Genomic DNA, 26277 nt, shown 5'->3' on the forward strand with positions numbered 1-26277 from the left:
CTTCGGGCACAGAGCTCGCCTCAGGGCGAAACCGCGATGGATTTCAGAATCGCGTAACAGCTCTGCCCCGGCTCCAGCGCCAGAGCGTCAAGCGACCGCCTCGTGATCTGCGCCATCAGCATCTGCGCCTCAGCACCGTCGCCAAGCGCCACCGTGACCAGCACATTCGGCGCCTCTGCCGCGCGGATCTCGCGGATCGTGCCGCGCAGGATATTCAGCGCCGACAGCCCCTGCGGCGCCACGCGCGACAGGATGACATCCTTGGCCGCGACCCGGATACGCAAGTCGCGCCCGGCCTCCTCGGGCAGGCGCGGGGGCCAGATCGTGCCGCCCGCCACCTGCAATTCGCTCAACCCGTCGCCATGATGCGCGACCACCTGCGCCGACAGAACCGAGACCAGCCCGCGCGCGCCCATCGTTGCCGGATCACCCAGCACCTGCGCAGGTGGCCCGAAAGCGGCCACCTTGCCCTCGCGCAGCGCGATGACCGTTGTGGCTAGCCGCGCGACTTCGGCAGAGGAATGGCTGACATAGAGGATCGGCACCGAAACCGCATCGCGCAGACGCTCGAAATAGGGCAGGATCTCGGCCTTGCGGGCCTCGTCCAGTGCGGCCAGCGGCTCGTCGGCAAGGATCAGTCTGGGCGCGGCCAAGAGCGCGCGGCCAATGGCGACCCGCTGCTTTTCCCCGCCCGACAGCGCACCGGGGCGGCGCGAGAGCAGACGGTCGATCCCCAGCAGATCCACCACCCGCTCCAGGCTTTCCGCCGGTGCATCCCGAGGGGCGAACCAGCGCCCATAGAGCAGGTTCTGGCGCACGGTCAGATGCGGAAACAACCGCCCTTCCTGAAAGATATATCCCAGCCGCCGCTTGCTTGGCGGCAGCCAGTGCCGTGTGGCGCTGTCCATCAGCACCCAGTCTCCGGCGGCGATCCGCCCCTGATCGGGCCGCAGCAATCCCGCCACCGCATTGACCAGCGTGGTCTTGCCCGACCCCGAGGGGCCGAACAGCACCGTCACCCCCGGCGGCGCCAGGACATCCACATCCAGCTCCAGCCCCGCGAAGCGGTGCCGCACCTGCAAGGCCAGCCTCATGTGCCACCTACCAGCCGCGCCACCCGGCGCGCGATGATCTCGGACAGCAGAAGGGCGGCCATGGCAATGATCACCGCGACAATGACCAGCCGTGTTGCCGCTTCCTGCCCGCCCGGCACCTGCAGGAAAGCATAGATCGCCGAGGGGATGGTCTGGGTCTGGCCGGGAATATTCGACACGAAAGTGATGGTCGCGCCGAATTCGCCGATCGCCTTGGCAAAGGCAAGGATCGCCCCGGCGATGATGCCGGGCAGGATCAGCGGCAACGTGACCGTCACAAACACCCAGAAACGCGAGGCCCCGAGCGTGCTCGCCGCCGCCTCCAGCTTCGGGTCAACCGCTTCAATCGCCAGCCGGATCGCGCGCACCATCAGCGGAAAAGCCATGATCGCCGCCGCCACCGCAGCCCCGGTCCAGCGAAAGGAAAACACGATCCCGAACCATTGATCCAGAAACTGCCCGATCATGCCGCGCCGTCCCAGCACGATCAGCAGCAGATATCCCGTGACCACTGGCGGCAGGATCAGCGGCAGATGCACGATCCCGTTCAGCACCTGCTTGCCCGGAAACTCCCAGCGCGCCAGAACATAGGCCACGAATATGCCCAGTGGCAGGCTCGCAAGCGTCGCCCAGAGCGAGACCCGCAGCGACAGCCGCACCGCCTGCCACTCGGCGGGGCCGAGCCAGTTTGCCCACTCTCCCCCCATCAGTCCACGATACTGAATCCGTGCGCCAGCCAGATCGCACGGGCAGGCCCGGAGGTCAGAAAATCGAGAAAGCTCTCCGCCGCAGCGCTGTCGCTCTCAGCGGTGATCGCGGCCGGATAGGTGATCGGCGCGTGGCTGTCGGCCGGAAAGGTGCCGATCACGCTGACCGCATCTTCCGCCACCGCATCGCTCGCATAGACGATGCCCAGAGGCGCCTCATTCCGCGCAACCAGGGCAAGCGCCGCGCGCACATTGTCGGTTTGCGCGACACGCGGTGCGACGCTCTCCCACAGCCCCAATGTCGCAAGCGCCGTCCGGCCATAGATCCCCGCCGGAACCGCATCGACCAGCGCCATGGCCAGCCGCTCATCCCCCAGCATACCCGCCAGATCCAGATCCGCGTCGAGGATCACCGGCGCCGCCTCATGCCCATGGGCGATCAGCACGAGAGTATTGCCCAGAATGTCGCGCCGCGTGCCCTCGCGCAGATCCCCCGAGGCCTCCAGCGCGTCCATCCAGTCGGGGCTTGCCGAGATGAAGATATCGGCAGGCGCACCCTCCTGTATCTGCCGGGCCAGCGCCGAAGCGCCCGCAAAGGATATCACCGCCACCTGACCTGTCTCCGCCGTCCAGGCTTCGGCGACGCGGCTCAGCGCATCGGTCAGACTGGCCGCCGCAAAGACAAGCACATCCTGTGCGCCCGCGCGCGTCGGGACATGCGCCAGCGCCAGCACCGTCAGCACAGCGCCAATCCATCGAACCGGGGTAAGCTTGTACAACTGCATCGCTTTCATATCCGCATCCGCAGGACTGTCGCGGCAAGATGGCATGACTGTCAAGCGCCGCGCCCGGTGGAAAGATCCCCCTATGGCTGGCAGGATCGCAGATCCTGTTCCACTGATGCCCGGTCCTGCGCAAGGGTGATGACCAGATTGCCGCATTTATGGCCGCTCGCGGCGATGGCATGGGCCACCGCAATCTCCTGCAAGGGAAATTCACCGCCGATCACCGGGCGATAGGCGCCAGCGTGAAAATACGCCAACAGCCGGTTCATCGCCTGCGGGGTTTCCTTGACGATCCCTGCACAGAGGCGGCGCCCCCCGCTCCGGCGCGGGTGCAGCATCGCCGCCAGCATCCCGCGCAGATCGGCTGTCACCAATCCCAGACGCCCCCCCGGCGCAAGCTGCGCCATGGCACCGGGCAACAGGCCCGGCACATCCAGAATCACATCATACTGCCCCAGGACCGGCCCGCTGCGATAGTCCAGCGCGACATCCGCCCCCAGATCCCGCGCCAGTGCCAGATTTGCCCCGCTGGTCAGTGCCGTAACCTCTGCGCCGATATGGCGCGCAAGCTGCAGCGCCGCAGAGCCGACCGCCCCGGTCGCGCCCACAATCAGCAGCCGCTCCCCCGGCTGCAAAGCGCATTGATCAATCAGGAAATCCGCAGCGGTCAGCCCGCCGAAGAAAAAGGCAGCGGCGTGGATCTCGTCCAGGTTGTCCGGGCGGGGCAGGATCAGCCCGCTTTCCTTCACCACCAGATATTCGGCATGCGCGCCCAGCCGCAGGCCATCAGTGATGCCAAAGACCGCATCCCCCGGCGCGAAGCGACCTGCGTCGGCACCGGTTTCGACAACCCGGCCCGCATATTCCCGCCCCAGAACCGGGTGGCGCGGCCCGGTCAGGCCAAAGGCCAGACGAATGAGCGGCCCCATCCCTTTCGGCGCCTGCGCCGCGCGTATGCGCGCATCGCCACTGGTCAGCCCCGCTGCCGCAACCGCGATCAGCACCTCGCCCGACCCGGGCCGGGGCCGGGGCAAATCCTCGATCACAACCGTTTCGGGGGCGCCGTAACGGCGGCACAGCGCGGCTTTCATATTCTGAACTCCCTGATCGACACCATCCTGATGACCCATTCCCCAAGTGCGATCATGATCACCCACCACGCAAGGAACACCAGATCAGAGGGCAACCCGCTGAGCGCCTCGCCGGTGATCAGATAGAGCGGCAGCATCACCAGCGCGACCGTGGCCCCGCCCATCCCCAGCGCATAGGCGCGGATCATCCATGCGCGATGCGCACCCCGCTGGCCCGTGCGCCCCGCGCGCAGCCCCAGCAGAAGCACCGCGATCAGCGCGGCGCTGAACACCGCGCGCGCGATATCCAGAAGCGGCGTGGCGATGCTCTCGACCCGCATCAGCAATCCCAGCCCCGACAACCCCATGACAATGCCCGCCAGCACAAAGACCCGTCCCGCGACACGGTGCAGCCTGCCGAAGCGCAGGCGCAGGGCCCGCACGAATTGCACCGGCCCCAGCAGCCCGAACCAGACCCCGGCAAGCGCGTGCAGCCAATGCGCGGCGGGGGCGGCGCTCAGGCGCAGACTGTCCTCGGGCAGCCATCCCGCCGGGATCTGCAGCACACGGACCGCAGCCATCATGACCGGGATGAAACTCGCGAAGATCAGCAGCAGGGCAAACGGCATCGGCCGCGCAAACAGGCGGATCATGGCAAACCCTTCGTCGGGACGACAGTCAGTCGTCGTGATAGATGAACACATCCTCGACCCCCACGCCGAAATGCCGTGCGATGCGGAATGCAAGCTCCAGCGTGGGCGCGTATTTCCCGTTCTCGATCGCAAGGATCGTCTGCCGCGTCACGCCCACATGCGCGGCCAGATCTTTCTGCGTCATCTCGCCTGCGTCGAAGCGCAGGCGGCGAATGGTGTTTTCGATCCGGGGCATCAAAGCCCCCGGCGATAGGCGTGCAGCTTGGCCAGATTGCCCGCCGTGTCGCCGAGCGCGCAGCCCGCAAGGATCAGGTTCATCGCTGTGATGATCTGATGCCCCAGTGCCAGTGCGCCTATGGCCGTCACGATCCCGAAAGCCGTCGCAAGCCCCTGCACCTTCCAGCCAATGCCAGAAATCGCCCGGTCCCGTTCATCACGGGTCAGTTCCGAACTCTCGCCCGTGATCACCCGCCAGATCACAGCCATGATCACGGCCAGCGCGATCCCGATCACGATGCTGACCCCGATCAGCTTCAGCACCAGCACCGCCCAGACCTGCACCCCGTCCGGCCCGTCAAACCGGCCCGCCGCCTGACCCGCCACAAGAAACCACAGGAACAGACCGATAATCACCAGATTGGCGAGGATCTCGGTCAGGACATTGCGTTCTTCATGCGACATGCGACGGTCTCGCGACAATTGATAGGTAAAATAGACTGTACACAGAGTAATGTAATTCTAACATAAAGTAAAGTGTTCTTTACCTATCAGGGGGAGGTCCGGGCCGTGCCGCCAGCCTCAACGCCCATGCTCCAAAGTGCACAGCCGCTCCCCCCTCACCGAAGGGCCTGAGCCAGCGGCCCATCGCTCTCTTGCCCGCGCTGCTTGCCCCGGAACCGATCACATGCCATAACTTTTTCGAGATCGGGAGGGGCTGCTCATGAACCTGCATCGTCGGCATGTCCTTGGCATGGGGCTGGCTTTTGCCGCACGGCCCGCCTTCGCCCGTGATCGCGCCGATATCGCCCGCGATATCGTGATCACATGGCACCGTCTGGTGCTGGAACTGGTGCGGCATACCGCAACCTATTCGCCCCCCGTCGCTGCGCGGGCCTTCGGCTATCTGGGCGTGGTGACGCATGAAACCCTCGCCGCCACGGATCCGGCCCTTCGCAGCCTTGGCGGGCAGTTGAACGGCTTCACCGCCCCCGCACCCGAGGCCGGGCAGATCGACAAATCGGTGGCCCTGCATCACGCGCTTTCGGTCGCGGTGCTCGATCTTTTCGGCAATACCGGCCCGATTGGCCAGCGCGCGCATGGGGCGCTGTCGGCCCGGCTGGGCGCGCGGGCGGAAGACGGGCTTGACGCCGGGATCCAGTCGCGCAGCGCGGCGCTGGGCCGCCGCGTGGCCGAACATGTGCTGGCATGGGCCGCGACCGATGGCGGGGCGGTGATCGAGAATATGGGCTTCCCGCTCACCTATCCCGCCGCCGCCCGGCCCGCAGACTGGCTGCCTACCAGCCTTGTGCGCCAGCAACAAATGCCGCTTCTGCCCGATTGGGGCAAGATCCGGCCCTTCGCCATGCCCACAGGCGCCGCCTGCGCCATCCCTGCCCATCCGGCCTATGACCCCAGCCCCGGATCGCCCTTCCATCTCGCCGCGCAGGAAGTGGTCGAGATCAAGGCCAATCTGACCGAGGAACAGAAGCTGATCGCGCGCTTCTGGTCGGATGATCCGATGCTGACACCGACCCCGCCGGGACACTGGCTGTCGATCCTGCTCGACATTGCCGAACGCGACAGCCTGAGTGTCGAACGCCTCGGCTCCGCGCTGGCCAAGCTGGGCGCGGCGCAGGCCGATTCCTTCATCGCCTGCTGGGAGGCGAAATACGCCTATAACCTGTTGCGCCCGCTCACCTATATCCGCCGCCATATCGACCCGGACTGGACCCCGCTTCTGAACACGCCACCCTTCCCGGAGTATCCTTCCGGCCATAGCACGCAATCGGCCGCCTCTGCCGAAGTGCTGACCGCGATTTTCGGCGAGGATTTCGCCTTCGACGACCATACCCATGTCGATGAAGGGCTGCCGGTGCGCAGCTTCCCCTCTTTCTGGGCCGCCGCTGAAGAGGCCGCCCTGTCGCGGCTCTATGGCGGGATCCATTTCCGTTTCGGCAATGAGGCGGGCACCGAACAGGGACGCTGCGTCGGGGCCTATGCCAAAGCACTGAGAACAGACGCATGAGATCCCTTGCCATCGCTGCGGCGCTGATCGCCGTCCCCGCACTCGCGGATCCGGTCATCCCCGAATTCACCAATGAGACCGCGACCGCCGGTCTCTCGACCGCCTATCAGGGCGACTGGGACTATATGGTGGGCGGCGGCGTCGCGGCTTTCGACTGTTCCGGCAATGGCTTTCCCGACCTGTTTCTTGCTGGCGGCGCCGGGCCTTCGGCACTCTATCTCAACCGCAGCAGCGAAGGCGGCCGACTCGTCTTCGAGAAAACCGATGCGATCACCCTCGATGCCGTCACCGGGGCCTATCCGCTCGATATCGACGGCGATGGCGTGACCGATCTGGTCGTGCTGCGGCAGGGCGCGAACCGGCTGTTGCGCGGGCTGGGCGATTGCCAGTTCGAAGATGCGACAGAAGCCTGGGGCTTTGACGGCGGCGATGCCTGGTCCACCGCCTTTTCCGCGACATGGGAAACGGGCGCGGACTGGCCGACGCTGGCCATCGGCAATTATATCGACCGCAACGAGGATGCCTTCCCCTGGGGCTCATGCACCGAGAACTGGCTCCACCGCCCCGACGGGCGGCGCTTTGCCCCGCCCCACGCGCTGACCCCCTCGCATTGCGCGCTGTCGATGCTCTTCACCGACTGGAACCGCTCCGGCAGGCCCAGCCTGCGCGTCTCGAATGACCGCGAATATTACAAGGGCGGACAAGAACAACTCTGGCATATCGACCCCGGCCAGCCGCCGCGTCTCTATACCGAGGAGGAAGGCTGGCAGCGCCTGCGCATCTGGGGCATGGGCATTGCGGCGGCAGATCTGACCGGGAACGGCCTGCCCGAGTTCTTCCTGACCAGCATGGCCGATAACTGGCTTCAGGTGCTGCGTGACCCGGCAAGCGGCAGGCCGGATTACGCCAATCTGGCCTTTCAGGCGGGCGTGACCGCGCACCGGCCCTATACCGGCGGTGATATCCGGCCCTCCACCGCATGGCACCCGCAATTTGCCGATGTGAACAATGACGGGCGGCTGGATCTCTTCATCGCCAAGGGCAATGTGGCCGAGATGCCGGATTTCGCCGCCGATGATCCGAACAATCTCCTGCTGCAGACCAGCGACGGGCTGTTCATCGAGGCGGGCGAGGGCGCAGGCGTGGCCAGCATGGGCATCGCGCGCGGCGCGCAGCTTGTGGATCTCAATCTCGACGGCCAGCTTGATCTGGTGGTCGTCAATCGCTGGACAGAACCCGAAATCTGGCGCCAGACCGGCGCACCTTCGGGGAACTGGCTGCAGATCCGGCTGGAGCAGGAGGGCGCCAATCGCAATGCGATCGGGGCCATCATCGAGATTCTGCGCGATGGTCGGCTGGAGAGCCACGAGGTCACATCCGGCGGCGGCCATGTCAGCGGCGCGCTGGGCTGGCTGCATTTCGGTCTTGGCGCGGCAGAGACCGTCGATCTGCGCGTGATCTGGCCCGATGGCGCGGCTGGCGCATGGCACGATGTGCTGGCCAACGGCTTCCTGACCCTGCGTCGCGACGCAGAGCCCGAACCATGGTGGCCTGAGTAACCCCGCGTAGGGCGCCAGCGCGGGTTCAGGGCAGGTCGGATTGCGACAGACTGGTGCCCAGCCCGGCATCCGCCGCGACCAGAAACCGGTCCGTCAGTGGCAGCGCCGCCGCACCCAGCGCCCGCGCATCCCCGCCCAGACTGCCCTCATGAATCTGGGGAATATTCAGCCCCGCCAGATCGCGCCGCACCAGCGCCTCAAACACGCGCGCCCGCAGCTTCTCGCGGATCGCGGGCGGGAACCAGCCATCAATCACCACTGCCTTGAAATCAATGACCGCAAGGCAGGCCACGATGGCCTGCGCAATCGCATCTGCGGCCAACTCGACCCAGGCGGTCATGATGCTGTCCGGAACCGGCCAGAGATTCGGATCCTGCCAGAGCAGATCCGGGTCAAGCCCTTCTTGGACAAGCAGTTTTTCCAGCCCGTAGATCGAGGACAGCTCGATCAACTGCACCGTCTCGCCCCCCGGCGCGCGCACCGGCATTGACCCCAGCGCCCCGGAATTCCCGCCCTCGCCAGTGTGCAGCGCGCCGTTCAGCACCACGCCGCCGCCGATGAAAAACCCGATATAGAAATAGACGAAATCCCGCGGCAGGTTTGAGCGGCCAAAGACCAGTTCGGCACCGCAGGCGGCGCTGGCATCATTGCGCATGAAGACCGGATAGGGCAGATGCTGCCCGATTTCGGTGCACAGATCAGCATTGCGCCAGCGATCCATGACATCCTGCGGCGCGTTCAGCGCCTGCGACCAGCCCCAGAGCTGGAAGGGCTGCGCAATCCCCAGCCCGGCCACCCGCTCGCGATGCGATTTGGGCAGGCGCATCACCAGATCATGCGCCGCGCGCAGGGCAAAAGCGCGCGCCGATTCGGGCTCCGGCCAGTCATGGCGCAGCACCTCCCGGTCGCGGATCGTGCCGTGAAAATCGGTCAGGATCATTTCACTGGACCGCCTGCCGATCTTCAGCCCAAGGAAATAAGCCCCCCGCGCCGCCAGCGACATCGGCACCGAGGGCTGACCGATCCGCCCCCGGACCGGCTCGCCTTTTTCCAGAAATCCTTCCTGTTCCAGCGCGCGGATGATCACCGACACGGTTTGCGCCGACAGACCCGTGACCCGCGCGATCTCGGCCTTGGGCATGGCGCCATTATTATGCAGCAGCGTGAAGATAAGCCGCTCATTCCAGGCGCGCAGGCCCGATTGATTTGTTCCGCGCATGTTCTGCGCCGCTGGAAGTTGCGTCTGATGCTCAGCCATGATGTGCCTTTCTGCCGCTGACAGAAGGAGGGGTAAATCGGCATTCTGTCAATACTAAATAAAAGTGATTTAATTATTGACAGAGCGCCGATTCTGGAGTTTCTATGCCATATCGCGGCCAGTGACGTGCCGTGCGCAGACTCAGGGAGGAATGAGATGGAACTGAGACACGGACTGAAATTGTCTCTGATGGGTGCGGTCGCCGGTGCCGCGCTTCTGGCGAGCCCCGCTATTGCCGAAACCGGCGCCTGCCTCATCACGAAAACGGACACGAACCCGTTCTTCGTCAAGATGCGCGAAGGTGCGCAGGCCGCTGCGGCGGAACATGGCATCGCGCTGCAGACCCATGCCGGTCGCCTTGACGGCGATGTCGAAACCCAGATCGCAGCGATTGAAAGCTGCATCGCGTCGGGCGTCAGTGGTATCCTGCTGACCCCCAATGACAGCCGCGCGCTGGTGCCGGCCGTGACCCAGGCGCGCGACAATGGCGTGCTGGTGATCATGCTCGACACGCCGCTGGAACCGCCAGAGGCCGCAGATTCCACCTTCGCCACCGACAATTTTCTGGCAGGTGTGCTGATCGGTGAATGGGCGCTGGCGCAGATGGGTGACGAGGCCGCCAATGCCAAGATCGCCACGCTGGACCTGAACCCCAGCCAGATCTCGGTCGATTACCTGCGCAATCAGGGCTTCATGACCGGCTTCGGCATTGACGTCAAAGACCCCACCGTGATCGGCGACGAAGATGACCCGCGCATTGTCGGCCATGACGTGACCAACGGCAATGAAGAGGGCGGGCGCACCGCGATGGAGAACCTGCTCCAGCGCGATCCGGGCATCAATCTGGTCTATACCATCAACGAACCCGCCGCCGCCGGGGCTTATGAAGCCCTGCGCTCGGTCGGGCGTCAGGATGATGTGATCATCGTCTCGGTCGATGGCGGCTGCCCCGGCGTGCAGAACGTCGCCGAAGGCATCATCGGCGCAACCTCGATGCAATTCCCGCTCCTGATGGCGTCGCAAGGCATTGAGGCCATCAAGGCCTATGCCGAAACCGGCGAGAAGCCCGAGAACACCGAAGGGCTCGATTTCGTCAATACCGGCGTGGAACTCGTCACTGACAATCCGGTCGACGGCATCCCGTCGATCACCTCTGAAGAAGGTCTGGCCCGCTGCTGGGGCTGACCTGACCAAAAAACCCCTCTGAAATCGTGAAAGATCTTGCCGCCAGCGTCATGCTGGCGGCAGGATAACCCATGTCCCGCTCAGCCGGAGGTTGCTGATGTCCGATACACCCCGCAGTTCCGCAGAATATGAACAGACCCTGACCGGTGCCGATACGCGCGTCGCGCAGTTCGACGGGCCGAAACGCACGCCGCTCGGTCATATCCAGCATTTCCTGCATTCCCATCCAACCATGGTGCCAGTGATCGTTCTGGTGCTCAGCCTGATCGTCTTCGGTATCCTTGCCGGGGATCGCTTCTTCACCCCCTTCAACCTGTCGCTGATCCTGCAACAGGTCTCGATCATCGGCATTCTCGCCGCCGCGCAATCGCTGATCATCCTGACGGCGGGCATCGACCTCTCGGTCGCCGCGATCATGGTGCTGATGTCGGTCATCTCGGGCAAGCTTGCCATCACCATGGGCGTGCCGCCCTCGCTGGCGCTGACGGCCTCTTTCGTGATCGGCACGCTTGCGGGCATGCTCAACGGGATTCTGGTCACACGGCTGCGCCTGCCGCCCTTCATCGTGACGCTGGGCACCTGGAATATCTTCTTCGCGCTGAACCTCTGGCTCTCGGGCGCGCAGTCGATCCGCAGTCAGGATATCGACCAGATGGCGCCGCTCCTGAAATTCTTCGGCAATTCCTTCCGCCTGGGCGGGGCCAATATCACCTATGGCTCGATCCTGATGGTGCTGGTCTTCGTGGTGCTGTGGTACATGCTGACCCGAACCGCGTGGGGGCGACATGTCTATGCCATCGGCGATGACAAGGAAGCCGCCGAACTTGCCGGGATCCGCACCGACCGCATGCTGATTTCGGTCTATGCGCTGGCCGGGTTCATCTGTGCGCTTGCCGCCTGGGCCAGTATCGGGCGCGTCGGTTCGATCTCGCCGCAATCCTTCTACGAGGGCAACCTGCAATCCATCACCGCTGTGGTGATCGGTGGCATCAGCCTCTTCGGCGGGCGCGGCTCGATCATGGGGGCGCTCTTCGGCGCGCTGATCGTGGGCGTGTTCCAGTCCGGGCTGCGTCTGGCCGGGGTCGATGTTCTCTGGCAGGTCTTCGCCATCGGCTGGCTTATCATCATCGCGGTCGCAATCGACCAATGGATCAGAAAGGTCTCGGCATGACACAGGAACCCATTCTGAAAGCACGCGGTCTGGTCAAGCGCTACGGGCGCGTCACCGCCCTCGATCACTGCGATTTCGACCTGATGCCGGGCGAGATTCTGGCCGTGATCGGCGATAATGGTGCGGGCAAGTCCAGCCTGATCAAGGCCATCTCCGGCGCCGTCACCATCGACGAGGGCGATATCACGCTGGAAGGCAAACCCATTGCCTTCACCTCGCCCTTGCAGGCACGGGATGCGGGGATCGAGACGGTCTATCAGACGCTCGCCCTCTCGCCCGCGCTCTCGATCGTGGAAAACATGTTCATGGGGCGCGAGCTGCGCAAACCGGGTCCGGTGGGCGAGTGGCTTCGCATGCTCGATATGGGCGCGATGCGGGCCTTTGCCCGCGAGAAGCTCAATGAACTGGGTCTGATGACGATCCAGAACATCGACCAGCCCGTTGAAACCCTCTCCGGCGGGCAGCGGCAGGGTGTGGCCGTGGCGCGGGCGGCGGCCTTCGGTTCCAAAGTGGTCATCCTCGACGAGCCGACAGCCGCGCTGGGCGTCAAGGAAAGCCGCAAGGTGCTGGAACTGATCCTCGATGTGAAATCGCGCGGGATTCCCATCATCCTGATCAGCCACAACATGCCGCATGTCTTTGAAGTGGCAGATCGCATCCATGTGCACCGGCTGGGCAAGCGGCTGTGCGTCATCGACCCGAAAGAGCATTCGATGTCCGATGCCGTCGCCTATATGACCGGCGCGAAAGTACCCGAGGCGGCCTGACCGCGCAGGACATGAACATCACCAAAGGCGGCAGGCTCCCATACCTGCCGCCTTTGTGCCTTCAGTCCCGGCTGATCCGGCCCGGCAATCAGGCAGCGGCGCGCGTGATCGCCCGTGCTGGCGTGATGAAAGCCGCATGCAGCGCCTTGATCGCAGCGGTCAGATCCTTGCGCGCGACAAGAAACTGCACCTCGACCCGCCGCAGCCCCTGCTGCGCGGCCTGCACCTCGATCCCGGCCTCCTGCAACGCCTGCAACCCGCGCAACAGCACCTGAACCTCCCCCAGATCCGAGCCGATGGCCGAAACAAGCGCCAGACTGCGCGCGGTCACCGTCGCATTGGGATAGGTCTTGAGCACATCCGCCTCGGCCCGCTTGATCGCCTTGAGCGAGCCCGAAAGATAATGCGTGATCGTATTGGCATTGGAATGTTTCGACACGATCCAGAGCCGGTGCCGCGTCAGCGCCTCCAGCGCGCAGGCATCATAGCCTTTCAGCCCCACCATATCCGGCTCATGCAGCTCGAAAGCCTGCACTTCCAGCCCCGTCACCATCTCGACGCGCCCCCCTTCGCCGCCTTCCGGCCCGATCAGCGTACCGGGATCATGTGGCTCAAAGGCATTGGTCACGCGCAAGGGCACATCGGCCCGGCGCAATACCCGCGCGGCATTGGGATGGATCGCTTCCATCCCCAGATTGGAAAGCTGGTCCGCCACATCATAGCTGGTGCGCCCGATCTTGACGGTATTCTCCACACCGACAATCTTCGGATCCGCACTGGACAGATGAAATTCCTTGTGGATCAGCGCCTCGCGCGCGCCGGTCCGGGCCGCCAGATGCGCAAAGACGACCTCGGAATAGCCCCGGTCATATTCGCGCATCAACCCTTCCGCGCAATGCGCATAGCCAGTGACCACGGGCATCTCGGAACTCAGATCCACCCCCTCCATGGCCTGATCCAGCCGCGCGCTCAGGTCCGGATTCTCGCTGTCGCGCCAGCCCGACAGATCGACAAACCGCGCATTGACCTGATGACGCTGCAACAGCAGTGTCAGCACAAAGGCGGAATGCGCCTCGCCCAGCCCCGACAGCAATTCGCGCACCGTATGCATCTGCTGCGCGATGCGGAAATGCCCGTAGCTGCCCAGTCGCTGCAAATCCATCAGACAGGCGCGCGCGCCCTCCATCCGGTCGCGCACGAAGGCATCCGCCCGCTCGCGATCCGCCGCATGGGTCAGGATCTCGCCATGAATGGCGACCATCCGCGCGGCGGTCTCGCGCAGGCTGTCCTGCCAGCCCGCGCCGCTGTCATCGGCGGCAAACCTTGCATAGACACCGGGCGAGCCGGTTTTCTTATGCTCCAGCAGCATATTCGTGATGCCGCCAAAGGCAGAGACGACAAAGACGCGGTGATAGAGATCCGCCTTCTTGCGCCCCCCCAGAAAAAGCTTTTCCACCAATTCCGGCGCACGGCTCATCGAGGTGCCGCCGATTTTCTCGACTGTATGGGTCATGGGTCTTGCGGCAGGTGGCTTTTCACCCCTGCCAGCCTTTGTTCAGGAAATTTCCAGCGCGTAAGAGCCATCGGCCTGATGCACTTCCTTGCCCGAGACAGGCGGGTTGAAGCAGCAGGCAAAGACACATTCGGTCTCGCAGCGCAGCGTGTGCTGATCATGCAGGTTCAGCGCATACATCACGCCGGGACGGATTGCATGCACTTCGCCAGTGGCCAGGTCCTCGATACTGCCGGTCCCTGCGATGCAATAGACGCTCTCGAAATGGTTCTTGTAATGGAACGTGTGCTCGCTGCCCGCCGCGATGGTCGTGATATGGAAGGAAAACCCCATCCCGTCATCGGCCAGGAGCATCCGCACCGATTCCCATTGCTGGTCGGCCACACGTCGTTCTGTGGATTTGGCCTCATGAAAGTCGCGAATGATCATCTGCTTACTCCGCTGCGATTTTCTGTGTCCGGATCTCAGCCTTCACTGCGGCCTCAAGAATGTCCAGACCGCGCGCGAATTGCGCCTGCGGGATGGTCAGCGGCGCCAGCACCTTGACCACCTCATCATGCGCGCCAGAGGTCTCGATGATCAGCCCCTGCGCGAAACAACTTGCGCAGACACTGGCCGCCATATCGCCCGAGCCAAGATCAATCCCCTGCATCATGCCCCGGCCCTTCAGTTGCGCACCGGGCACCAGCGCCGCGATCTCGCGCAGACGCCGGGTCAGGAAAGCCGATTTTTCCCCGACCCGACGCTGAAAGCTGTCATCGGCCCAGAATTTCTCCAGCGCCACCCGCGCCGTCACAAAGGCATGGTTATTGCCCCGGAAGGTGCCGTTATGCTCGGCCGGTTTCCAGATATCCAAATCCGGGCGGATCAGCAGCGCCGCCATCGGCAGCCCCATGCCCGACAGCGATTTCGCCAGCGGGATCAGATCAGGGCTCACGCCCATCTCCTCGAAGCTGAAAAACGGCCCCGTGCGCCCGATCCCGGCCTGAATATCATCCATGATCACCAGCGCACCCTGTTCGCGCGCCAGCGCCTCGATCCCTTGCAGGAATTCCTTGGAGGCCGCGTTCAGACCACCTTCCCCCTGCACCGGCTCGATCAGAAACGCAGCAGGCGCATCAATGCCGCTCGACGGGTTTTCAAGCATGGCACGGATCATCGCCAGCGAATCGACACCCGCCAGCGCGCCCTCATAGGGCATGCGCACCACACCGCTCAGGCTGGTGCCCGCGCCCGCGCGCTTGCCCGCATTGCCGGTCGCGGCCAAGGCACCCATGGTCATGCCATGAAATCCGTTGGTAAAGGCGATGATCGTCTCGCGCCCCGTCGTCTTGCGCGCGAGTTTCATCGCCGCCTCGACAGCATTCGTGCCGGTGGGACCGGTGAACATGACCTTGTGATCCATCCCGCGCGGGGCAAGGATCAGCCGCTCGAAGCTCTCCAGAAACGCTTCCTTGGCGCTCGTGTGCATGTCCAGACCATGGGTCACGCCATCCGCCTCCAGATGCGCGATCAGCGCGGCTTTCATGTCGGCATCGTTATGCCCGTAATTCAGCGAGGAACAGCCCGCGAGAAAATCGGTATAGTCGCGCCCCTGATCATCGGTCAGTGTCGCATTCGCGGCTTTGGTGAACGTGACCGGGAAGGCACGGCAATAGCTGCGCGCCTGCGACTCGCGGCGTGTGTAAATATCTGTCATTGGGGAAAACCTTTCTGTCTCAGGTCTGTCAGGCCGCGATGCGCATGGCATGGCGCGGCAGGCTGATGGTGACCAGATGCTCGGTCGCGTGCCGTCCATCCAGATGGGCCTCACGCTCATAATGCGGCGCATCACTCAGGGTTCCGCCCAGATCGCGGGCGAAGCTGCGGAACAGCCCCCAGGAGGCGTCATTGCTGCGCGTGATCGTGGTCTCCAGCCTGCGCAGGCTGCGGCAGGCCGGACGGCCGAGAAGCTGCTTCAGCATACGCTTGCCCAAGCCCAGACCGCGCGCATCGCCATGCACGGCAACCTGCCATACAAACAGGCTCTGCGGGCTTTCTGGCGGAATATGCCCGGAAATCCAGCCGATGATTTTTCCGTCACGTTCCGCGATGATGCATGTTTCCGCGAAGTGGTCGCATTGCACGACATTCATATACATCGAATTCTGATCCAGCGGCGGGCAGGCGGCGACAAGCTTCCAGACGTCAGATCCATCTGCCTTGACAGGGCGCCGGAAGCTGATCTGGCTGCCCTCTTGCGTTTTCGATACGAGGAAATGTTTCGACATGTGTCCCGATTATGCTGCTTCTTTGGTCAATGCATGTATATAGCGACCTTGAGTTAATTTTCAACATGAAGCAAAAAACTGTATCGGTTGACTAAAAAACTATGATAAAATAGTAATTTAGACGATAATCACAGAAGCTACGGCGCATCTGGCGTAAAATTTATATTAGTAAGCAAAATATTTGGAAGGCGAAGCAACTCGCCCCTGTTTGTTGCCCTGACCTTGTGCTGCACCGCGCAAACGGGCAAACTTCAGTGCTTTTCCCTATGCGAGGTTCCCGTGATTGACCGTTCCGCCGAGACATTGATCGCATTGCGCCGGGTCGTGCATGCGCTCGACACCAATGCCCGTTCCATGGCGCGCGCCTCCAATCTCACGCAGGCGCAGTTGCTGGTCCTGTTCGAAATCGCGCGCCACGGTCAGGAAATGCCGCGCGATATCGCGCGCGCGCTGGGTGTGGGGCAGGCGACCATCAGCCTGCAGATCGACAAGCTGGAAGCGCGCGGGCTGGTGCGGCGCGAGCGGCGGCAGGCGGACCGGCGCGCGATCTGGGTGATCCTGACCGATGCGGGCCGCGCCCTGCTCGACGATATCCCCGACCCGCTGCAGACCCGCTTCACCGACCGGTTCGACGCGCTGGCCGATTGGGAACAAACCCTGATCCTGAGCGTGACCCAGCGCCTTGGCGCGCTCTTCGATGCCGAAGACGCGCCCGCCCTCCCGCAGCCGGACCCCACCGTTCCGGGTATCTAGCGCCAGAGCCCCGCTGACTTCATCTTGCCGAAAAATACTCTCACAGAGTGGCCACGGGCCGCAAGGCCCGTCCCCCGTCATCAGCGCGCATTCCAGCCCATGCGCGGGCATCTAGCCGCTACGCGGCCCCACCATATGCGCAAAAGCCGGATGCGTCTGAAACCGCCAGGCCCGGCGCGGCCCCGCCATGACATTCAGGTAATACATCTCAACCCCATGCGGCGCGGCGCAGGGGTGATGTCCTTTCGGCACCAGCACCACATCATGATCCGCGGGCGCCATGGTTTCATCAAGGCTCAGATCATCGGTGAAGACCCGCTGAAACCCGAAACAGCCGGAGGGGTCCAGCCGGTGATAATAGGTCTCTTCCAGATAGGTCAGATCGGGAAAGCAATCCTCGTCATGCCGGTGCGGCGGGTAGGATGACCAATGCCCCGCAGGCGTGAACACTTCCGTCACCAGCAGACTGTCGGCCACATCCCGCCCTTCCATCGCGATATTGTTGATATGGCGCGCATTCGTGCCCGTGCCGCGCTGTTCCAACACAATCCCGTCCGGGCCAAGCAGTTGCACCGGCCGCCCGCCGGGGCTGGGGGCGCTGCAGACGGCAATCACACAGGGCGTCGTGGCCCGCGCCTGCCATGCCGTGCCCGGCGGGATATAGACGCAATGCGGGGGGCTGCGCTCGAAAACACTCATCCGTCCGCCCAATTCGCCCAAGTGCTCCCCCCCGGCAGTCACCTCGGCACGGCCCTCGACCAGCACAAGGATCGCCTCGCGCCCCTCCAGTTCGCCCGCCGCCATCTCCCCCGGCGACAACCGCCACAGATCAAACCCGACATAGCGCCAGCCCGCATCCTCGGGGGTGATCGCATGAACCAGCCCGCTCCGGCCTGTCGGTCTGCGCAGCAAGCTTCCCATCACACTGTTCCGCCAAGCGAGCCTTCAAGCGCGACCAGCTCCTGCCCGCCTGCCATCAGATCCTGCAATTCCTCGGGCGTGATCTGCCCGCGCTGCGCCGTGCCCAGCGTCTTGCCCCGGTTCAGCACCGTGAACCGGTCGCCCACCGCCATCGCATGGCGCACATTATGCGTGATGAAGACCACCCCGATCCCCGATTTGCGCACCTTGTCGATGGTCGCCAGCACATTCGCCGTCTGCCGCACCCCCAAGGCCGAGGTCGGCTCGTCCAGAATCAGCACCTTGGCCCCGAAATAGACCGCCCGCGCAATCGCCACAGTCTGCCGCTCGCCGCCCGACAGCGTGCCCACCGCCTGATCGGGCGAGCGCAGATTGATCCCCATCTTGCGCATTTCCTCCATGGTCACCTCATTGGCCCTGGCGAAATCCATGAAGCTGAGGGGGCCCACGCGCTTCAGCGGCTCGCGCCCCATCCAGAAATTGCGCGTCACCGACATCAGCGGGATCATCGCCAGATCCTGATAGACCGTCGCGATCCCCGCCTCCATCGCATCGCGCGGGCTTGCGAAATCCATGCGCCTGCCCTCAAACAGGATTTCCCCGCGCGTGGGCTTATGCACCCCCGACATGGTTTTGATGAAGGTCGATTTCCCCGCGCCATTATCGCCCAGCAGGCAGTGGCATTCCCCGGGGCGGATGTCGAAACTGACCCCGTTCAGCGCGATGACCGGGCCGAAATGCTTCTCGATATCGCGCATCTCGACAATCGGGTCGTGGTCAAAACTGCTCATCTCAGCGCTCCCCGGTGATGATGCGGCGGATATAGGTGTTCAGGATCACCGCAAAGAGCAGGATCACCCCCAGAAACACCCGGAACAGGCTCGATTCGACCCCCGCAAAGAACAGCCCCTGCTGGACCACCCCGAAGATCAGCGCCCCCAGTGCCGCACCAATGACCGACCCATACCCCCCGGTCAGTAGCGCGCCCCCGATCACCACGGCGATGATCGCTTCAAACTCTTTCAGCAAACCCCGGTCTGCGCCCGCCGAGCCGAATTCCATCACCTGACAAGTGGCAAAAACCGTGGCGCAGAAGGCGGTGAACATGAACATCAGGATCTTCACCCGCGCGACCGGCACACCGACATAGCGCGCGGCCTGTGCATCGCCCCCTGCGGCGAAGATCCAGTTGCCGAAACGGGTGCGCGTCAGCACCACATGCGCCACGACCATCAGCCCCAGCGCCCAGATAATCAGCATCGGAATCCCGTTCACAATCGGCTCGCCCGCCCGCGTGCCGCGCTCGAAAACCGCGATCAGCCCCTGACTGGCCAGCCAGTCGAAGAAAAACCCGCCGACCTTGCCGCCGAACACTGGCGCCAGCCAGTCCCCGGCGGCGCGTTCCGCAATGCCGCCGATGATCGTGCGCCGCTCGATCAGTTGCGGAAAGAAGATGGTGAATCCGCGCAGGATGAACAGAAAGGCCAGCGTCACGATGAAACTTGGCAACCCCGTACGCACCACGATTACCCCGTTCAGCGCGCCAATGGCGATGCAAAGCGCAAAGGTCAGCAGAATCGCCAGCCAGACCGGCCAGCCCAGCGTCACCGACAGAATGGCAATCGACATGCCCGCGAAACCGATCATTGACCCCACGCTCAGGTCAAATTCGCCCGCGATCATCAGCATGCAGGCCCCGACCGCGATGATCACGAACTGCGCCGAGACGGTCGACCAGTTCAGCACGCCCTGCGCGTTGAACATGCCGCTGTCACCGGCGAAGATGATGAAAAACAGGAATACCGCGATGGTGCCCACAATCGCGCCCAGTTCCGGGCGGATCAGCGCCTTGCGCAGTCTCGATGTTTCCTTGATGCGTTCGTCAATGGCCGCGCCCGTGCTGGACATCGGTTCTCCTCCCCGGAATGTCATGAAACAGATCGAGGCGGCGCCCGCAGACCCCGCCTCTGCATCTCAGGCCGTCAGCGATATTCGCCCGCCAGTTGCGCCACCAGATCCAGCGCATCGGCGGTCACGAAGCCGGGGCCGGAATTGATGTTATTGCCCGGCAGCACGCCGAAACGATGGTAATTGGTCAGCACGATCACCGGCAGATAGGCTTGCAGGAAGGGCTGCTGATCAATCCCCCACTGGATCACGCCATCACGGATCGCCTGCACGATATCGCCGCCCAGATCGAAAGTGCCGAAATAGATATCCCCTGCCAGCCCCATCTGCTGCAGCGCAAGGATCGTCGGATCCGCCGAGGTCGGCCCAAGCGTCAGCACCGCATCCGTGTCCGGGTTGGCATTCAGATAGGCCATGACCCGGTTCTGAATCTCGCTCGGATCCTGCCCGCTGTCGATCATCTGATTGCCCAGATCAACCCCCAGACCATCGGCAAAGCCCTGACAGCGCTCGGTCGAGGAGGGCGACGAGATATAGTGATTCACACACAGAAAGCTTGCAACACCATCCCCCGCCGCGCGCTGACCGGCGGCAAAACCCGCATCATATTCGGGCTGGCCCACATACATCAGCGCGCCCAAGGCGCGTGCCTGCTCGGGGGTCCCGGAATTGATGATGATCACGTCGATCCCCGCATCCACAGCCGCACTGATCGGGCCGGACAGCACATCCGCATCCGCCAGCGTGGTGATGATCCCGTTCGGATTGCTGGCAGCGGCCTGCTCGATGATCCGCGCCATATCCGCCAGATCGCCGGTCGGCGGGTTGCGATATTCGACCGTCACATCCATCTGCGCGCCCGCCAATGCGACACCGTTCTTGATCGTGTTCCACCAGCTGTCACTGTCCGGCGCATGGCTGACCAGAATATAGCGCTCGCCCTCCGCGAGGGCGGCGGTCCCGCCCATCATCGCAGAGGCCGCAACGGCGCTGACTGCGAGCTTTTTCAAGGTTGCCTTCATGATGTCCTCCCAAACATGTTGCGGGCGGGTCCGGGCTGTTCCCGAGGCGCCCTGTCAGGACTGTAGCCCCGAATCAAAATTTTTGCAACCGGTTGCAAATATCTTTCGCACCGGGCACTATTTCTTTGATCACGGCTTTGCGATAACAGCTGCGCAAAATCTGCAGGACGGAGTGTCATGGCGGTCACGCTCAAAGATGTGGCGGAACGGGCGGGCGTGTCACGCTCTGCGGTCTCGCGCACCTTCACCGAAGGCGCCTCCGTCTCTGCCAAGACCCGCGCCAAGGTCGAAGCGGCGGCGCATGCGCTCGGATACAGCCCGAATGCGCTGGCCTCCTCCCTGACCACAGGCCGCACCAAACTGATCGGGCTGGTCTCGAACAACTTTCACAACCCGCTCTTTCTCGAAGTGTTCGACCTCTTCACCCGCGGCTTGCAGGATCGCGGATTACGCCCGCTTCTGGTCAATCTCAGCCATGAAACCGATCCCGCAAATTCGGTCAGAATGCTGCGGCAATATTCGGTGGACGGGGTGATCGTCGCCTCCTCAACCCTGCCGCCCAGCTTCGCCGAAGCCTTCCGCGACGCGGGCGTGCCGGTCGTCCATTCCTTCGGGCGCTACACCACCAGCCCGCATGTGCATGTCGTCGGCATCGACAATATCGCCTGCGGGCGCATGGCGGCAGAGGCGCTGATCGCGCGCGGCCACAGGCGCGTGGCCTTCATGGGCGGCCCGGAAGCGGCCACCTCGACCCAGGACCGCGCGCGCGGCTTTCTCGACGCTATCGCCGCGCATCCCGGCATCACGGCGAGCGTCAGCTATGCCAGCGCCTATTCTTTCGAGGCAGGGCGCGCGGAAATGGCCCGTCTCCTGCAATCCGACCCGGCTGAGGCCTATTTCGGCGGCGATGATGTGCTTTCCATCGGCGCGCTTTCGGCCATGGCCGACAAGGGGCTGCGCGTGCCGCAGGATATCGGGATCATCGGATTGAACGATATGGCGATGGCGCGCTGGGAAAACATCAACCTGACCACGATCCGCCAGCCCATCCCCGAGATCATCGCCGCCTCGATTGATCTGGTGATCGGCACAATCGAACGCCCCGACCGCCACCCGGAAACCCGCCTCTTCCCCTGCCGCGTGATCGAACGCGGCACGCTGCGGCCCGTGCCCCCCGGCCCATAGGGCCAGCGCCCGCGAAGTGCCATGGGAGGGCGGGCGGGGCGCTGAGAGGGCGCTATGCCGCCAAGGATCAGCGCAGCATCGGCGGGCGCGCATCCACCCATGCGCCCTTGGCCCGTGCCGAGTCCACCGCCGCAGCAACCGCCGCCATCGACCGCAACCCATCCTCTGCCAAGGGCAGCCCGTCCCGCGCCTCGCCCCGGATCGCGGCGGCCAGATCGACATAGATATTCGCCACCGCCAAGGGAAAGCCCTCAGGATGCGCAACCGGCACCCGGCTCAGGCGCGCAGCCTCGTCCGACAACCCCGCCTCGCCCTTCTCGATGATCTGCTTGCGCCCGCCAACCGGCGTGTAATAGACCTGATCGGGCTGTTCCGAGGCCCAGGCCAGCCCGCCCGCCTCGCCAAAGACCTGAATATCGAACCCGTGCTGGCGCCCGATCGCGACCGAACTGGTCCAGAGCCGCCCCACCGCGCCGCCGATCATGCGGAAATTCACCATCGCATCATCTTCCAGCGCCCGGCCCGCAATGGTCGAGGCGAAATCCGCCGAGAGCTTCTCCACCTGATCGCCGGTGATGAAACTCGCCATATGCAGCGCATGAATCCCGCAATCGGCAAACTGCCCCGATACCCCCGCCATCGCCGGATCATAGCGCCAGCGCACACGCGGATTGTCGGCATCCGCGGCATTGCCATGATGGCCATGGCTGAAATTCGTGACCACCAGCCGGATCCGCCCCAGATCGCCGCGCGCAACCATCTCACGCATCTCGCGCACCATCGGATAGGCGGAATAACAGTAATTCACCGCACAAATCCGCCCCGAGGCCCGCGCGATCCTCACAATCTCCTCGCCTTCCTCCACGCTCATCGTCATCGGCTTTTCACAAAGCACATGAAACCCGGCCTCAAGAAATGCCTTGGTGATCTCGAAATGCGTGGCATTCGGCGTGGCGACCGTCACCAGATCCACCCGCTCCGCGCGCCCGCGCTCGCCCGCCAGCATCTCGCGCCAGTCGCCATAGGCGCGCGCCGGGGCCACGCCCAGCCGCTGCGCATAGGCGCGGCCCTTGGCGCCATCGGCATCCAGCGCAGCAGCGGCCAGCGTGAACAGCCCGTCCGCCTGCGCGCCCAGACGATGCGCGGGGCCGATCTGGCTGCCCTCTCCGCCGCCGATCATTCCCCAGTTCAGCTTCATGCCCCGCCCCCTCAGAACCCGATGCTTTGCAGATAGGCGCGATTGGCCCGCGCGTCGCTGACGGGCGAGACATCCAGCGTCGGGTCGCAATCTTGCTCGACCGTGCACCAGCCCGCGAATCCGTGATCCAGCAGCAATTGCCGTACCGCAGGGAGATCCACATCCCCCTTGCCCAGATTGCAGAAAATCCCCTGCCCGCAAGCGTCATAAAACCCGGTGCCTTTGGCGATCACATCGGCCTTCACCACCGGGTCGATATCCTTGAAATGCATATAGGAAATCCGGCCCATATGGCGGCGCATGAACGCCACCGGATCAAATCCCGCATAGGAATGATGGCCGGTATCAAAGCAGATTTTCAGAATATCTTCGGGCACTTCCTCCAGCAGCCGCTCCAGTTCCGGCTCGAAATCCATGAATCCCGCCGCATGGGCATGAATGCCCACGGTCAGCCCATAGTCCTCGGCCCCCATCCGCGCGACATGGGCGATCCGGTCGCGGAACGCGGCCCATTCTTGCGCGTCCATCTGCTCGGCGGCATTCGCCCGCCCGGCGGTCGGTGCCCGGCGCGGCGAGATCGAATCGATCAGCACCAGATGCTGCGCCCCATGCGCGACAAGCGCCTTGCAGGTCCGCACCGCGCCGTCCAGCACATTCTCCCACTGATCCGGATCATGAAACGCGCGGAACACCACGCCCCCGATCAGCTCCAGCCCGTTCTCGGCCAACGCATCCCCCAGCAGGGAAGGATCCTCGGGCATGTAGCCCACTGGCCCCAGCTCGATCCCGGTATATCCGGCCTCCGCGCATTGGCGCAGCACCTCGCGCCAGGGCGGATTGCGCGGGTCATCGGGAAACTCGACACCCCAGCTACAGGGGGCATTGCCAATGCGAATCGTCATGCGATCTGCCTTTCAGACAAAGATGTTGACCAAACCCAGCGCGGCACCGGCACCGCCGCGCGCCTTGCCGATAAATCCCCCGCCAAAGGGGCCGATTCCTGTGCGGCACATGTTTTCTTCCTCCCTCGCGGTCAAGATGGGTTGCAACCGGTTGCAAAATTGATATCCTCACACGGACGCAGACGCAACTGGCAATTCACCGATTGCCGGTGTCGGGGCGAAACGAGGGGAGGGGACAATGACACAGACAGGCGGCACCATCCGGCTGACCACCGCACAGGCGATCACGCGCTATCTGCTGGCTCAGTTCACCCGGATCGACGGCGCAGAAACCCGCATCTGCGGCGGCGGTTTCGGCATTTTCGGCCATGGCAATGTCCCCTGTCTGGGCGAGGCGCTCTATCCCCATCATGCCGAGATGCCGCTCTACCGGGGCCAGAACGAACAAAGCATGGGCCTCGCCGCAGCCGCCTATGCGAAATATCACCTGCGGCGGCGCTTCATGTTCTGCACCGCCAGCGCCGGGCCGGGCACCGCCAATCTGCTGACGGCCTCCGCGCTCGCCCATGCCAACCGCCTGCCGCTGCTGATGCTCTGCGGTGATACGTTTCTCACGCGCCTGCCGGACCCGGTGCTGCAGCAACTCGAACATTTCGGCAATCCCACCCTTGGCGTCAATGACGCTTTCAAACCCGTGACCCGCTTCTGGGACCGCATCACCCATCCCGCGCAGGTCATCCAGTCGCTGCCCGCAGCCCTCGCCACCATGCTCGACCCCGCCGATTGCGGCCCGGCTTTCATCGGTCTGCCGCAGGATGTGCAGGGCTGGGTCTATGACTACCCGGAAGAGTTTTTCGCCCGCCGTCTCCACCGCATCCGCCGCCAGCCGCCGGATCAGGCCGAAATCACCGATGCCGCCGCCGCGCTCGCACAGGCGAAGCGCCCGATGATCATCGCCGGTGGCGGCGTGCAATATTCCGGCGCCGTGGCCGAACTCACCGCTTTCGCCGAAGCCCATGGCATCCCCGTCGTCGAAACCATCGCAGGCCGTGCCAATATGCTCGCGACGCACCCGCTCAATATCGGCCCCATCGGCGTCACCGGCTCTGACAGTGCCAATGCGATTGCCGAATCCGCCGATGTGATCCTTGCCGTGGGCACGCGGCTGCAGGATTTCACCACCGGGTCATGGACGGCATTTGCGCGCGACGCCCGCCTGATCGGCCTGAATGTCGGGCGGCATGATGCGATGAAACACCTGTCCCTGCCCGTGGTGGGCGACGCGAAACTGGCCCTGCCGCTGCTGGGCAAAGCCTTGGGCAGCTATACCGCCCCCACGGACTGGACCGCCCGCGCCCAAGGCGAGCGCCGCAAATGGGACGCCTATGTCGCGCAGAATATCAGCCACGGCAACCGCCCCAATTCCTACGCGCAGGCCATCGGCGTGGTGAATGCGCTTTGCGACCCGCGCGACCGCGTGGTGACAGCCGCCGGGGGCCTGCCCGCCGAAGTCACCGCCAACTGGCGCACATTGGATATCGGCACGGTCGATGTCGAATTCGGCTTTTCCTGCATGGGCTATGAAATCGCAGGCGGCTGGGGCGCGCGCATCGCACAGGCCGAGGTCGAGCCAGAGGCCGACACGATCGTATTCGTCGGCGACGGCAGCTATCTCTTGATGAATTCCGACATATATTCCAGTGTCTTGACGCAAAAGAAGCTGATCATCCTCGTCCTCGACAATGGCGGTTTCGCCGTCATCAACAAGCTGCAGAACAATACCGGGCAAGAGAGCTTCAACAACCTGATCGCAGATTGCCCGACCGTGCCCGCCCCCTTCACCGTCGATTTCGAAGCCCATGCCCGCGCCATGGGCGCCGATGCCGTGAGCGTCGCCAACCCGGCGGAACTGGGCGAGGCATTCACCCGCGCCAAAGCCTCCGACAAGACCACAGTCATCGTCATGCAGGTGGACCCCTACGAAGGCTGGACCAGTCAGGGCCATGCCTGGTGGGAAGTCGGCACGCCGCAGATCTCTGACAACCCCGATGTGCGCGAGAAACATGCCGAGATCGAGGCCACCCGCACCCGCCAGCGGCAGGGGGTGTAAG

Annotated in this window: 26 protein-coding genes; 8 read left to right on the forward strand and 18 right to left on the reverse strand. The window is 64.0% G+C overall.

What is annotated here, in order from left to right; all coding sequences use genetic code 11:
- Positions 1–20: 20 nt before the first annotated feature.
- The 7 genes from modC to BG457_RS02165 form a co-directional block, all read right to left on the reverse strand.
- Positions 21–1094, reverse strand: a complete 1074-nt coding sequence (gene modC / locus BG457_RS02135) for a molybdenum ABC transporter ATP-binding protein (protein ID WP_071795305.1) — start codon at positions 1092–1094, stop codon at positions 21–23.
- Positions 1091–1801: a molybdate ABC transporter permease subunit gene (modB, locus tag BG457_RS02140; protein WP_071795307.1), complete on the reverse strand. Its 711-nt coding sequence runs from the start codon at positions 1799–1801 to the stop codon at positions 1091–1093. Before modB ends, modC begins: the two co-directional genes overlap by 4 nt.
- Complete coding sequence (gene modA, locus BG457_RS02145) at positions 1801–2586, reverse strand: molybdate ABC transporter substrate-binding protein (protein WP_071795455.1); 786 nt, start codon at positions 2584–2586, stop codon at positions 1801–1803. The genes modB and modA overlap by 1 nt, the downstream gene beginning before the upstream one ends.
- 80 nt (positions 2587–2666) lie before the next feature.
- Positions 2667–3677, reverse strand: a complete 1011-nt coding sequence (locus BG457_RS02150; protein ID WP_071795309.1) for an NAD(P)-dependent alcohol dehydrogenase — start codon at positions 3675–3677, stop codon at positions 2667–2669.
- The gene (locus tag BG457_RS02155) at positions 3674–4309 is read right to left on the reverse strand and encodes a DUF2306 domain-containing protein (RefSeq protein ID WP_071795311.1); all 636 of its coding nucleotides are present in this window, start codon (positions 4307–4309) and stop codon (positions 3674–3676) included. Before BG457_RS02155 ends, BG457_RS02150 begins: the two co-directional genes overlap by 4 nt.
- Before the next feature lie 25 nt (positions 4310–4334).
- Positions 4335–4544, reverse strand: a complete 210-nt coding sequence (locus BG457_RS02160; RefSeq protein WP_071795313.1) for a helix-turn-helix transcriptional regulator — start codon at positions 4542–4544, stop codon at positions 4335–4337.
- Complete coding sequence (locus tag BG457_RS02165; protein ID WP_071795315.1) at positions 4544–4990, reverse strand: hypothetical protein; 447 nt, start codon at positions 4988–4990, stop codon at positions 4544–4546. Before BG457_RS02165 ends, BG457_RS02160 begins: the two co-directional genes overlap by 1 nt.
- A 259-nt stretch (positions 4991–5249) precedes the next feature.
- Here BG457_RS02165 and BG457_RS02170 point away from each other — a divergent pair, with 259 nt between their 5' ends.
- Together BG457_RS02170 and BG457_RS02175 are read left to right on the forward strand one after the other, a co-directional pair.
- A complete protein-coding gene (locus tag BG457_RS02170) occupies positions 5250–6554 on the forward strand; it encodes a vanadium-dependent haloperoxidase (protein ID WP_071795317.1) in 1305 nt (434 codons plus the stop codon).
- On the forward strand, positions 6551–8113 hold the full coding sequence (locus BG457_RS02175; RefSeq protein ID WP_071795319.1) for a CRTAC1 family protein: 1563 nt from the start codon (positions 6551–6553) through the stop codon (positions 8111–8113). The genes BG457_RS02170 and BG457_RS02175 overlap by 4 nt, the downstream gene beginning before the upstream one ends.
- A gap of 25 nt (positions 8114–8138) precedes the next feature.
- Here the strand turns inward: BG457_RS02175 and BG457_RS02180 are convergent, their stop codons facing one another.
- Positions 8139–9371 (reverse strand): ROK family transcriptional regulator, encoded by a 1233-nt coding sequence (locus BG457_RS02180; RefSeq protein ID WP_071795320.1) that lies wholly within the window; start codon positions 9369–9371, stop codon positions 8139–8141.
- Positions 9372–9527: 156 nt separating this feature from the next.
- Between BG457_RS02180 and BG457_RS02185 the strand changes: the two genes are divergently transcribed.
- The 3 genes from BG457_RS02185 to BG457_RS02195 all read left to right on the forward strand — a co-directional run bounded on the left by BG457_RS02185 (position 9528) and on the right by BG457_RS02195 (position 12494).
- Positions 9528–10556, forward strand: coding sequence for a sugar ABC transporter substrate-binding protein (locus BG457_RS02185; protein ID WP_139257505.1), 1029 nt, complete (start codon positions 9528–9530; stop codon positions 10554–10556).
- Between the two features lie 97 nt (positions 10557–10653).
- Positions 10654–11727: an ABC transporter permease gene (locus tag BG457_RS02190; RefSeq protein WP_071795322.1), complete on the forward strand. Its 1074-nt coding sequence runs from the start codon at positions 10654–10656 to the stop codon at positions 11725–11727.
- On the forward strand, positions 11724–12494 hold the full coding sequence (locus BG457_RS02195) for an ATP-binding cassette domain-containing protein (RefSeq protein ID WP_071795457.1): 771 nt from the start codon (positions 11724–11726) through the stop codon (positions 12492–12494). Before BG457_RS02190 ends, BG457_RS02195 begins: the two co-directional genes overlap by 4 nt.
- 88 nt (positions 12495–12582) lie before the next feature.
- Here the strand turns inward: BG457_RS02195 and BG457_RS02200 are convergent, their stop codons facing one another.
- Genes BG457_RS02200 through ectA form a run of 4 tightly spaced genes read right to left on the reverse strand, consistent with a single transcriptional unit; the run spans position 12583 to position 16277 of the window.
- Entirely contained in the window at positions 12583–14007 is a 1425-nt protein-coding gene (locus BG457_RS02200) for an aspartate kinase (RefSeq protein WP_071795324.1), read from the reverse strand.
- A gap of 42 nt (positions 14008–14049) precedes the next feature.
- Complete coding sequence (locus BG457_RS02205; RefSeq protein WP_071795327.1) at positions 14050–14436, reverse strand: ectoine synthase; 387 nt, start codon at positions 14434–14436, stop codon at positions 14050–14052.
- A 4-nt stretch (positions 14437–14440) separates the two neighbouring features.
- The gene (gene ectB / locus BG457_RS02210) at positions 14441–15706 is read right to left on the reverse strand and encodes a diaminobutyrate--2-oxoglutarate transaminase (protein ID WP_071795329.1); all 1266 of its coding nucleotides are present in this window, start codon (positions 15704–15706) and stop codon (positions 14441–14443) included.
- A 28-nt stretch (positions 15707–15734) separates the two neighbouring features.
- Positions 15735–16277, reverse strand: coding sequence for a diaminobutyrate acetyltransferase (gene ectA / locus BG457_RS02215; RefSeq protein WP_071795331.1), 543 nt, complete (start codon positions 16275–16277; stop codon positions 15735–15737).
- A 279-nt stretch (positions 16278–16556) separates the two neighbouring features.
- Here ectA and BG457_RS02220 point away from each other — a divergent pair, with 279 nt between their 5' ends.
- Positions 16557–17030 (forward strand): MarR family winged helix-turn-helix transcriptional regulator, encoded by a 474-nt coding sequence (locus BG457_RS02220; protein WP_071795332.1) that lies wholly within the window; start codon positions 16557–16559, stop codon positions 17028–17030.
- Positions 17031–17141: 111 nt separating this feature from the next.
- On the opposite strand, the gene iolB is transcribed toward BG457_RS02220, so the two are convergent.
- The 4 genes from iolB to BG457_RS02240 all read right to left on the reverse strand — a co-directional run bounded on the left by iolB (position 17142) and on the right by BG457_RS02240 (position 20881).
- A complete protein-coding gene (gene iolB / locus BG457_RS02225; protein WP_071795335.1) occupies positions 17142–17951 on the reverse strand; it encodes a 5-deoxy-glucuronate isomerase in 810 nt (269 codons plus the stop codon).
- The gene (locus BG457_RS02230) at positions 17951–18742 is read right to left on the reverse strand and encodes an ATP-binding cassette domain-containing protein (RefSeq protein ID WP_071795337.1); all 792 of its coding nucleotides are present in this window, start codon (positions 18740–18742) and stop codon (positions 17951–17953) included. Before BG457_RS02230 ends, iolB begins: the two co-directional genes overlap by 1 nt.
- A 1-nt stretch (position 18743) precedes the next feature.
- Positions 18744–19859: an ABC transporter permease gene (locus BG457_RS02235; protein WP_071795339.1), complete on the reverse strand. Its 1116-nt coding sequence runs from the start codon at positions 19857–19859 to the stop codon at positions 18744–18746.
- 74 nt (positions 19860–19933) lie between these two features.
- Positions 19934–20881 carry a sugar ABC transporter substrate-binding protein gene (locus BG457_RS02240; RefSeq protein ID WP_071795341.1) on the reverse strand — a complete coding sequence of 316 codons (948 nt, stop codon included), beginning with the start codon at positions 20879–20881 and terminating at the stop codon, positions 19934–19936.
- 177 nt (positions 20882–21058) lie between these two features.
- On the opposite strand from BG457_RS02240, the gene BG457_RS02245 reads away from it, so the two are divergent.
- Complete coding sequence (locus BG457_RS02245) at positions 21059–22066, forward strand: LacI family DNA-binding transcriptional regulator (RefSeq protein WP_071795343.1); 1008 nt, start codon at positions 21059–21061, stop codon at positions 22064–22066.
- A gap of 67 nt (positions 22067–22133) precedes the next feature.
- Here the strand turns inward: BG457_RS02245 and BG457_RS02250 are convergent, their stop codons facing one another.
- The gene (locus BG457_RS02250; protein ID WP_071795344.1) at positions 22134–23264 is read right to left on the reverse strand and encodes a Gfo/Idh/MocA family protein; all 1131 of its coding nucleotides are present in this window, start codon (positions 23262–23264) and stop codon (positions 22134–22136) included.
- An 11-nt stretch (positions 23265–23275) separates the two neighbouring features.
- Complete coding sequence (locus tag BG457_RS02255; protein WP_071795346.1) at positions 23276–24166, reverse strand: sugar phosphate isomerase/epimerase family protein; 891 nt, start codon at positions 24164–24166, stop codon at positions 23276–23278.
- A gap of 238 nt (positions 24167–24404) precedes the next feature.
- On the opposite strand from BG457_RS02255, the gene iolD reads away from it, so the two are divergent.
- The gene (iolD, locus tag BG457_RS02260) at positions 24405–26276 is read left to right on the forward strand and encodes a 3D-(3,5/4)-trihydroxycyclohexane-1,2-dione acylhydrolase (decyclizing) (RefSeq protein WP_071795348.1); all 1872 of its coding nucleotides are present in this window, start codon (positions 24405–24407) and stop codon (positions 26274–26276) included.
- Position 26277 lies beyond the last annotated feature (1 nt).

Source organism: Natronohydrobacter thiooxidans (assembly GCF_001884735.1).
Lineage (GTDB): Bacteria > Pseudomonadota > Alphaproteobacteria > Rhodobacterales > Rhodobacteraceae > Roseinatronobacter > Roseinatronobacter thiooxidans_A.

What these genes read in the sequence shown, in the direction of transcription:
- modC (WP_071795305.1), bottom strand. Translation starts at nt 1,094, where the DNA reads ATGAGGCTGGCCTTGCAGGTGCGGCACCGCTTCGCGGGGCTGGAGCTG.
- modB (WP_071795307.1), bottom strand. Translation starts at nt 1,801, where the DNA reads ATGGGGGGAGAGTGGGCAAACTGGCTCGGCCCCGCCGAGTGGCAGGCG.
- modA (WP_071795455.1), bottom strand. Translation starts at nt 2,586, where the DNA reads ATGCAGTTGTACAAGCTTACCCCGGTTCGATGGATTGGCGCTGTGCTG.
- BG457_RS02150 (WP_071795309.1), bottom strand. Translation starts at nt 3,677, where the DNA reads ATGAAAGCCGCGCTGTGCCGCCGTTACGGCGCCCCCGAAACGGTTGTG.
- BG457_RS02155 (WP_071795311.1), bottom strand. Translation starts at nt 4,309, where the DNA reads ATGATCCGCCTGTTTGCGCGGCCGATGCCGTTTGCCCTGCTGCTGATC.
- BG457_RS02160 (WP_071795313.1), bottom strand. Translation starts at nt 4,544, where the DNA reads ATGCCCCGGATCGAAAACACCATTCGCCGCCTGCGCTTCGACGCAGGC.
- BG457_RS02165 (WP_071795315.1), bottom strand. Translation starts at nt 4,990, where the DNA reads ATGTCGCATGAAGAACGCAATGTCCTGACCGAGATCCTCGCCAATCTG.
- BG457_RS02170 (WP_071795317.1), top strand. Translation starts at nt 5,250, where the DNA reads ATGAACCTGCATCGTCGGCATGTCCTTGGCATGGGGCTGGCTTTTGCC.
- BG457_RS02175 (WP_071795319.1), top strand. Translation starts at nt 6,551, where the DNA reads ATGAGATCCCTTGCCATCGCTGCGGCGCTGATCGCCGTCCCCGCACTC.
- BG457_RS02180 (WP_071795320.1), bottom strand. Translation starts at nt 9,371, where the DNA reads ATGGCTGAGCATCAGACGCAACTTCCAGCGGCGCAGAACATGCGCGGA.
- BG457_RS02185 (WP_139257505.1), top strand. Translation starts at nt 9,528, where the DNA reads ATGGAACTGAGACACGGACTGAAATTGTCTCTGATGGGTGCGGTCGCC.
- BG457_RS02190 (WP_071795322.1), top strand. Translation starts at nt 10,654, where the DNA reads ATGTCCGATACACCCCGCAGTTCCGCAGAATATGAACAGACCCTGACC.
- BG457_RS02195 (WP_071795457.1), top strand. Translation starts at nt 11,724, where the DNA reads ATGACACAGGAACCCATTCTGAAAGCACGCGGTCTGGTCAAGCGCTAC.
- BG457_RS02200 (WP_071795324.1), bottom strand. Translation starts at nt 14,007, where the DNA reads ATGACCCATACAGTCGAGAAAATCGGCGGCACCTCGATGAGCCGTGCG.
- BG457_RS02205 (WP_071795327.1), bottom strand. Translation starts at nt 14,436, where the DNA reads ATGATCATTCGCGACTTTCATGAGGCCAAATCCACAGAACGACGTGTG.
- ectB (WP_071795329.1), bottom strand. Translation starts at nt 15,706, where the DNA reads ATGACAGATATTTACACACGCCGCGAGTCGCAGGCGCGCAGCTATTGC.
- ectA (WP_071795331.1), bottom strand. Translation starts at nt 16,277, where the DNA reads ATGTCGAAACATTTCCTCGTATCGAAAACGCAAGAGGGCAGCCAGATC.
- iolB (WP_071795335.1), bottom strand. Translation starts at nt 17,951, where the DNA reads ATGGGAAGCTTGCTGCGCAGACCGACAGGCCGGAGCGGGCTGGTTCAT.
- BG457_RS02230 (WP_071795337.1), bottom strand. Translation starts at nt 18,742, where the DNA reads ATGAGCAGTTTTGACCACGACCCGATTGTCGAGATGCGCGATATCGAG.
- BG457_RS02235 (WP_071795339.1), bottom strand. Translation starts at nt 19,859, where the DNA reads ATGTCCAGCACGGGCGCGGCCATTGACGAACGCATCAAGGAAACATCG.
- BG457_RS02240 (WP_071795341.1), bottom strand. Translation starts at nt 20,881, where the DNA reads ATGAAGGCAACCTTGAAAAAGCTCGCAGTCAGCGCCGTTGCGGCCTCT.
- BG457_RS02245 (WP_071795343.1), top strand. Translation starts at nt 21,059, where the DNA reads ATGGCGGTCACGCTCAAAGATGTGGCGGAACGGGCGGGCGTGTCACGC.
- BG457_RS02250 (WP_071795344.1), bottom strand. Translation starts at nt 23,264, where the DNA reads ATGAAGCTGAACTGGGGAATGATCGGCGGCGGAGAGGGCAGCCAGATC.
- BG457_RS02255 (WP_071795346.1), bottom strand. Translation starts at nt 24,166, where the DNA reads ATGACGATTCGCATTGGCAATGCCCCCTGTAGCTGGGGTGTCGAGTTT.
- iolD (WP_071795348.1), top strand. Translation starts at nt 24,405, where the DNA reads ATGACACAGACAGGCGGCACCATCCGGCTGACCACCGCACAGGCGATC.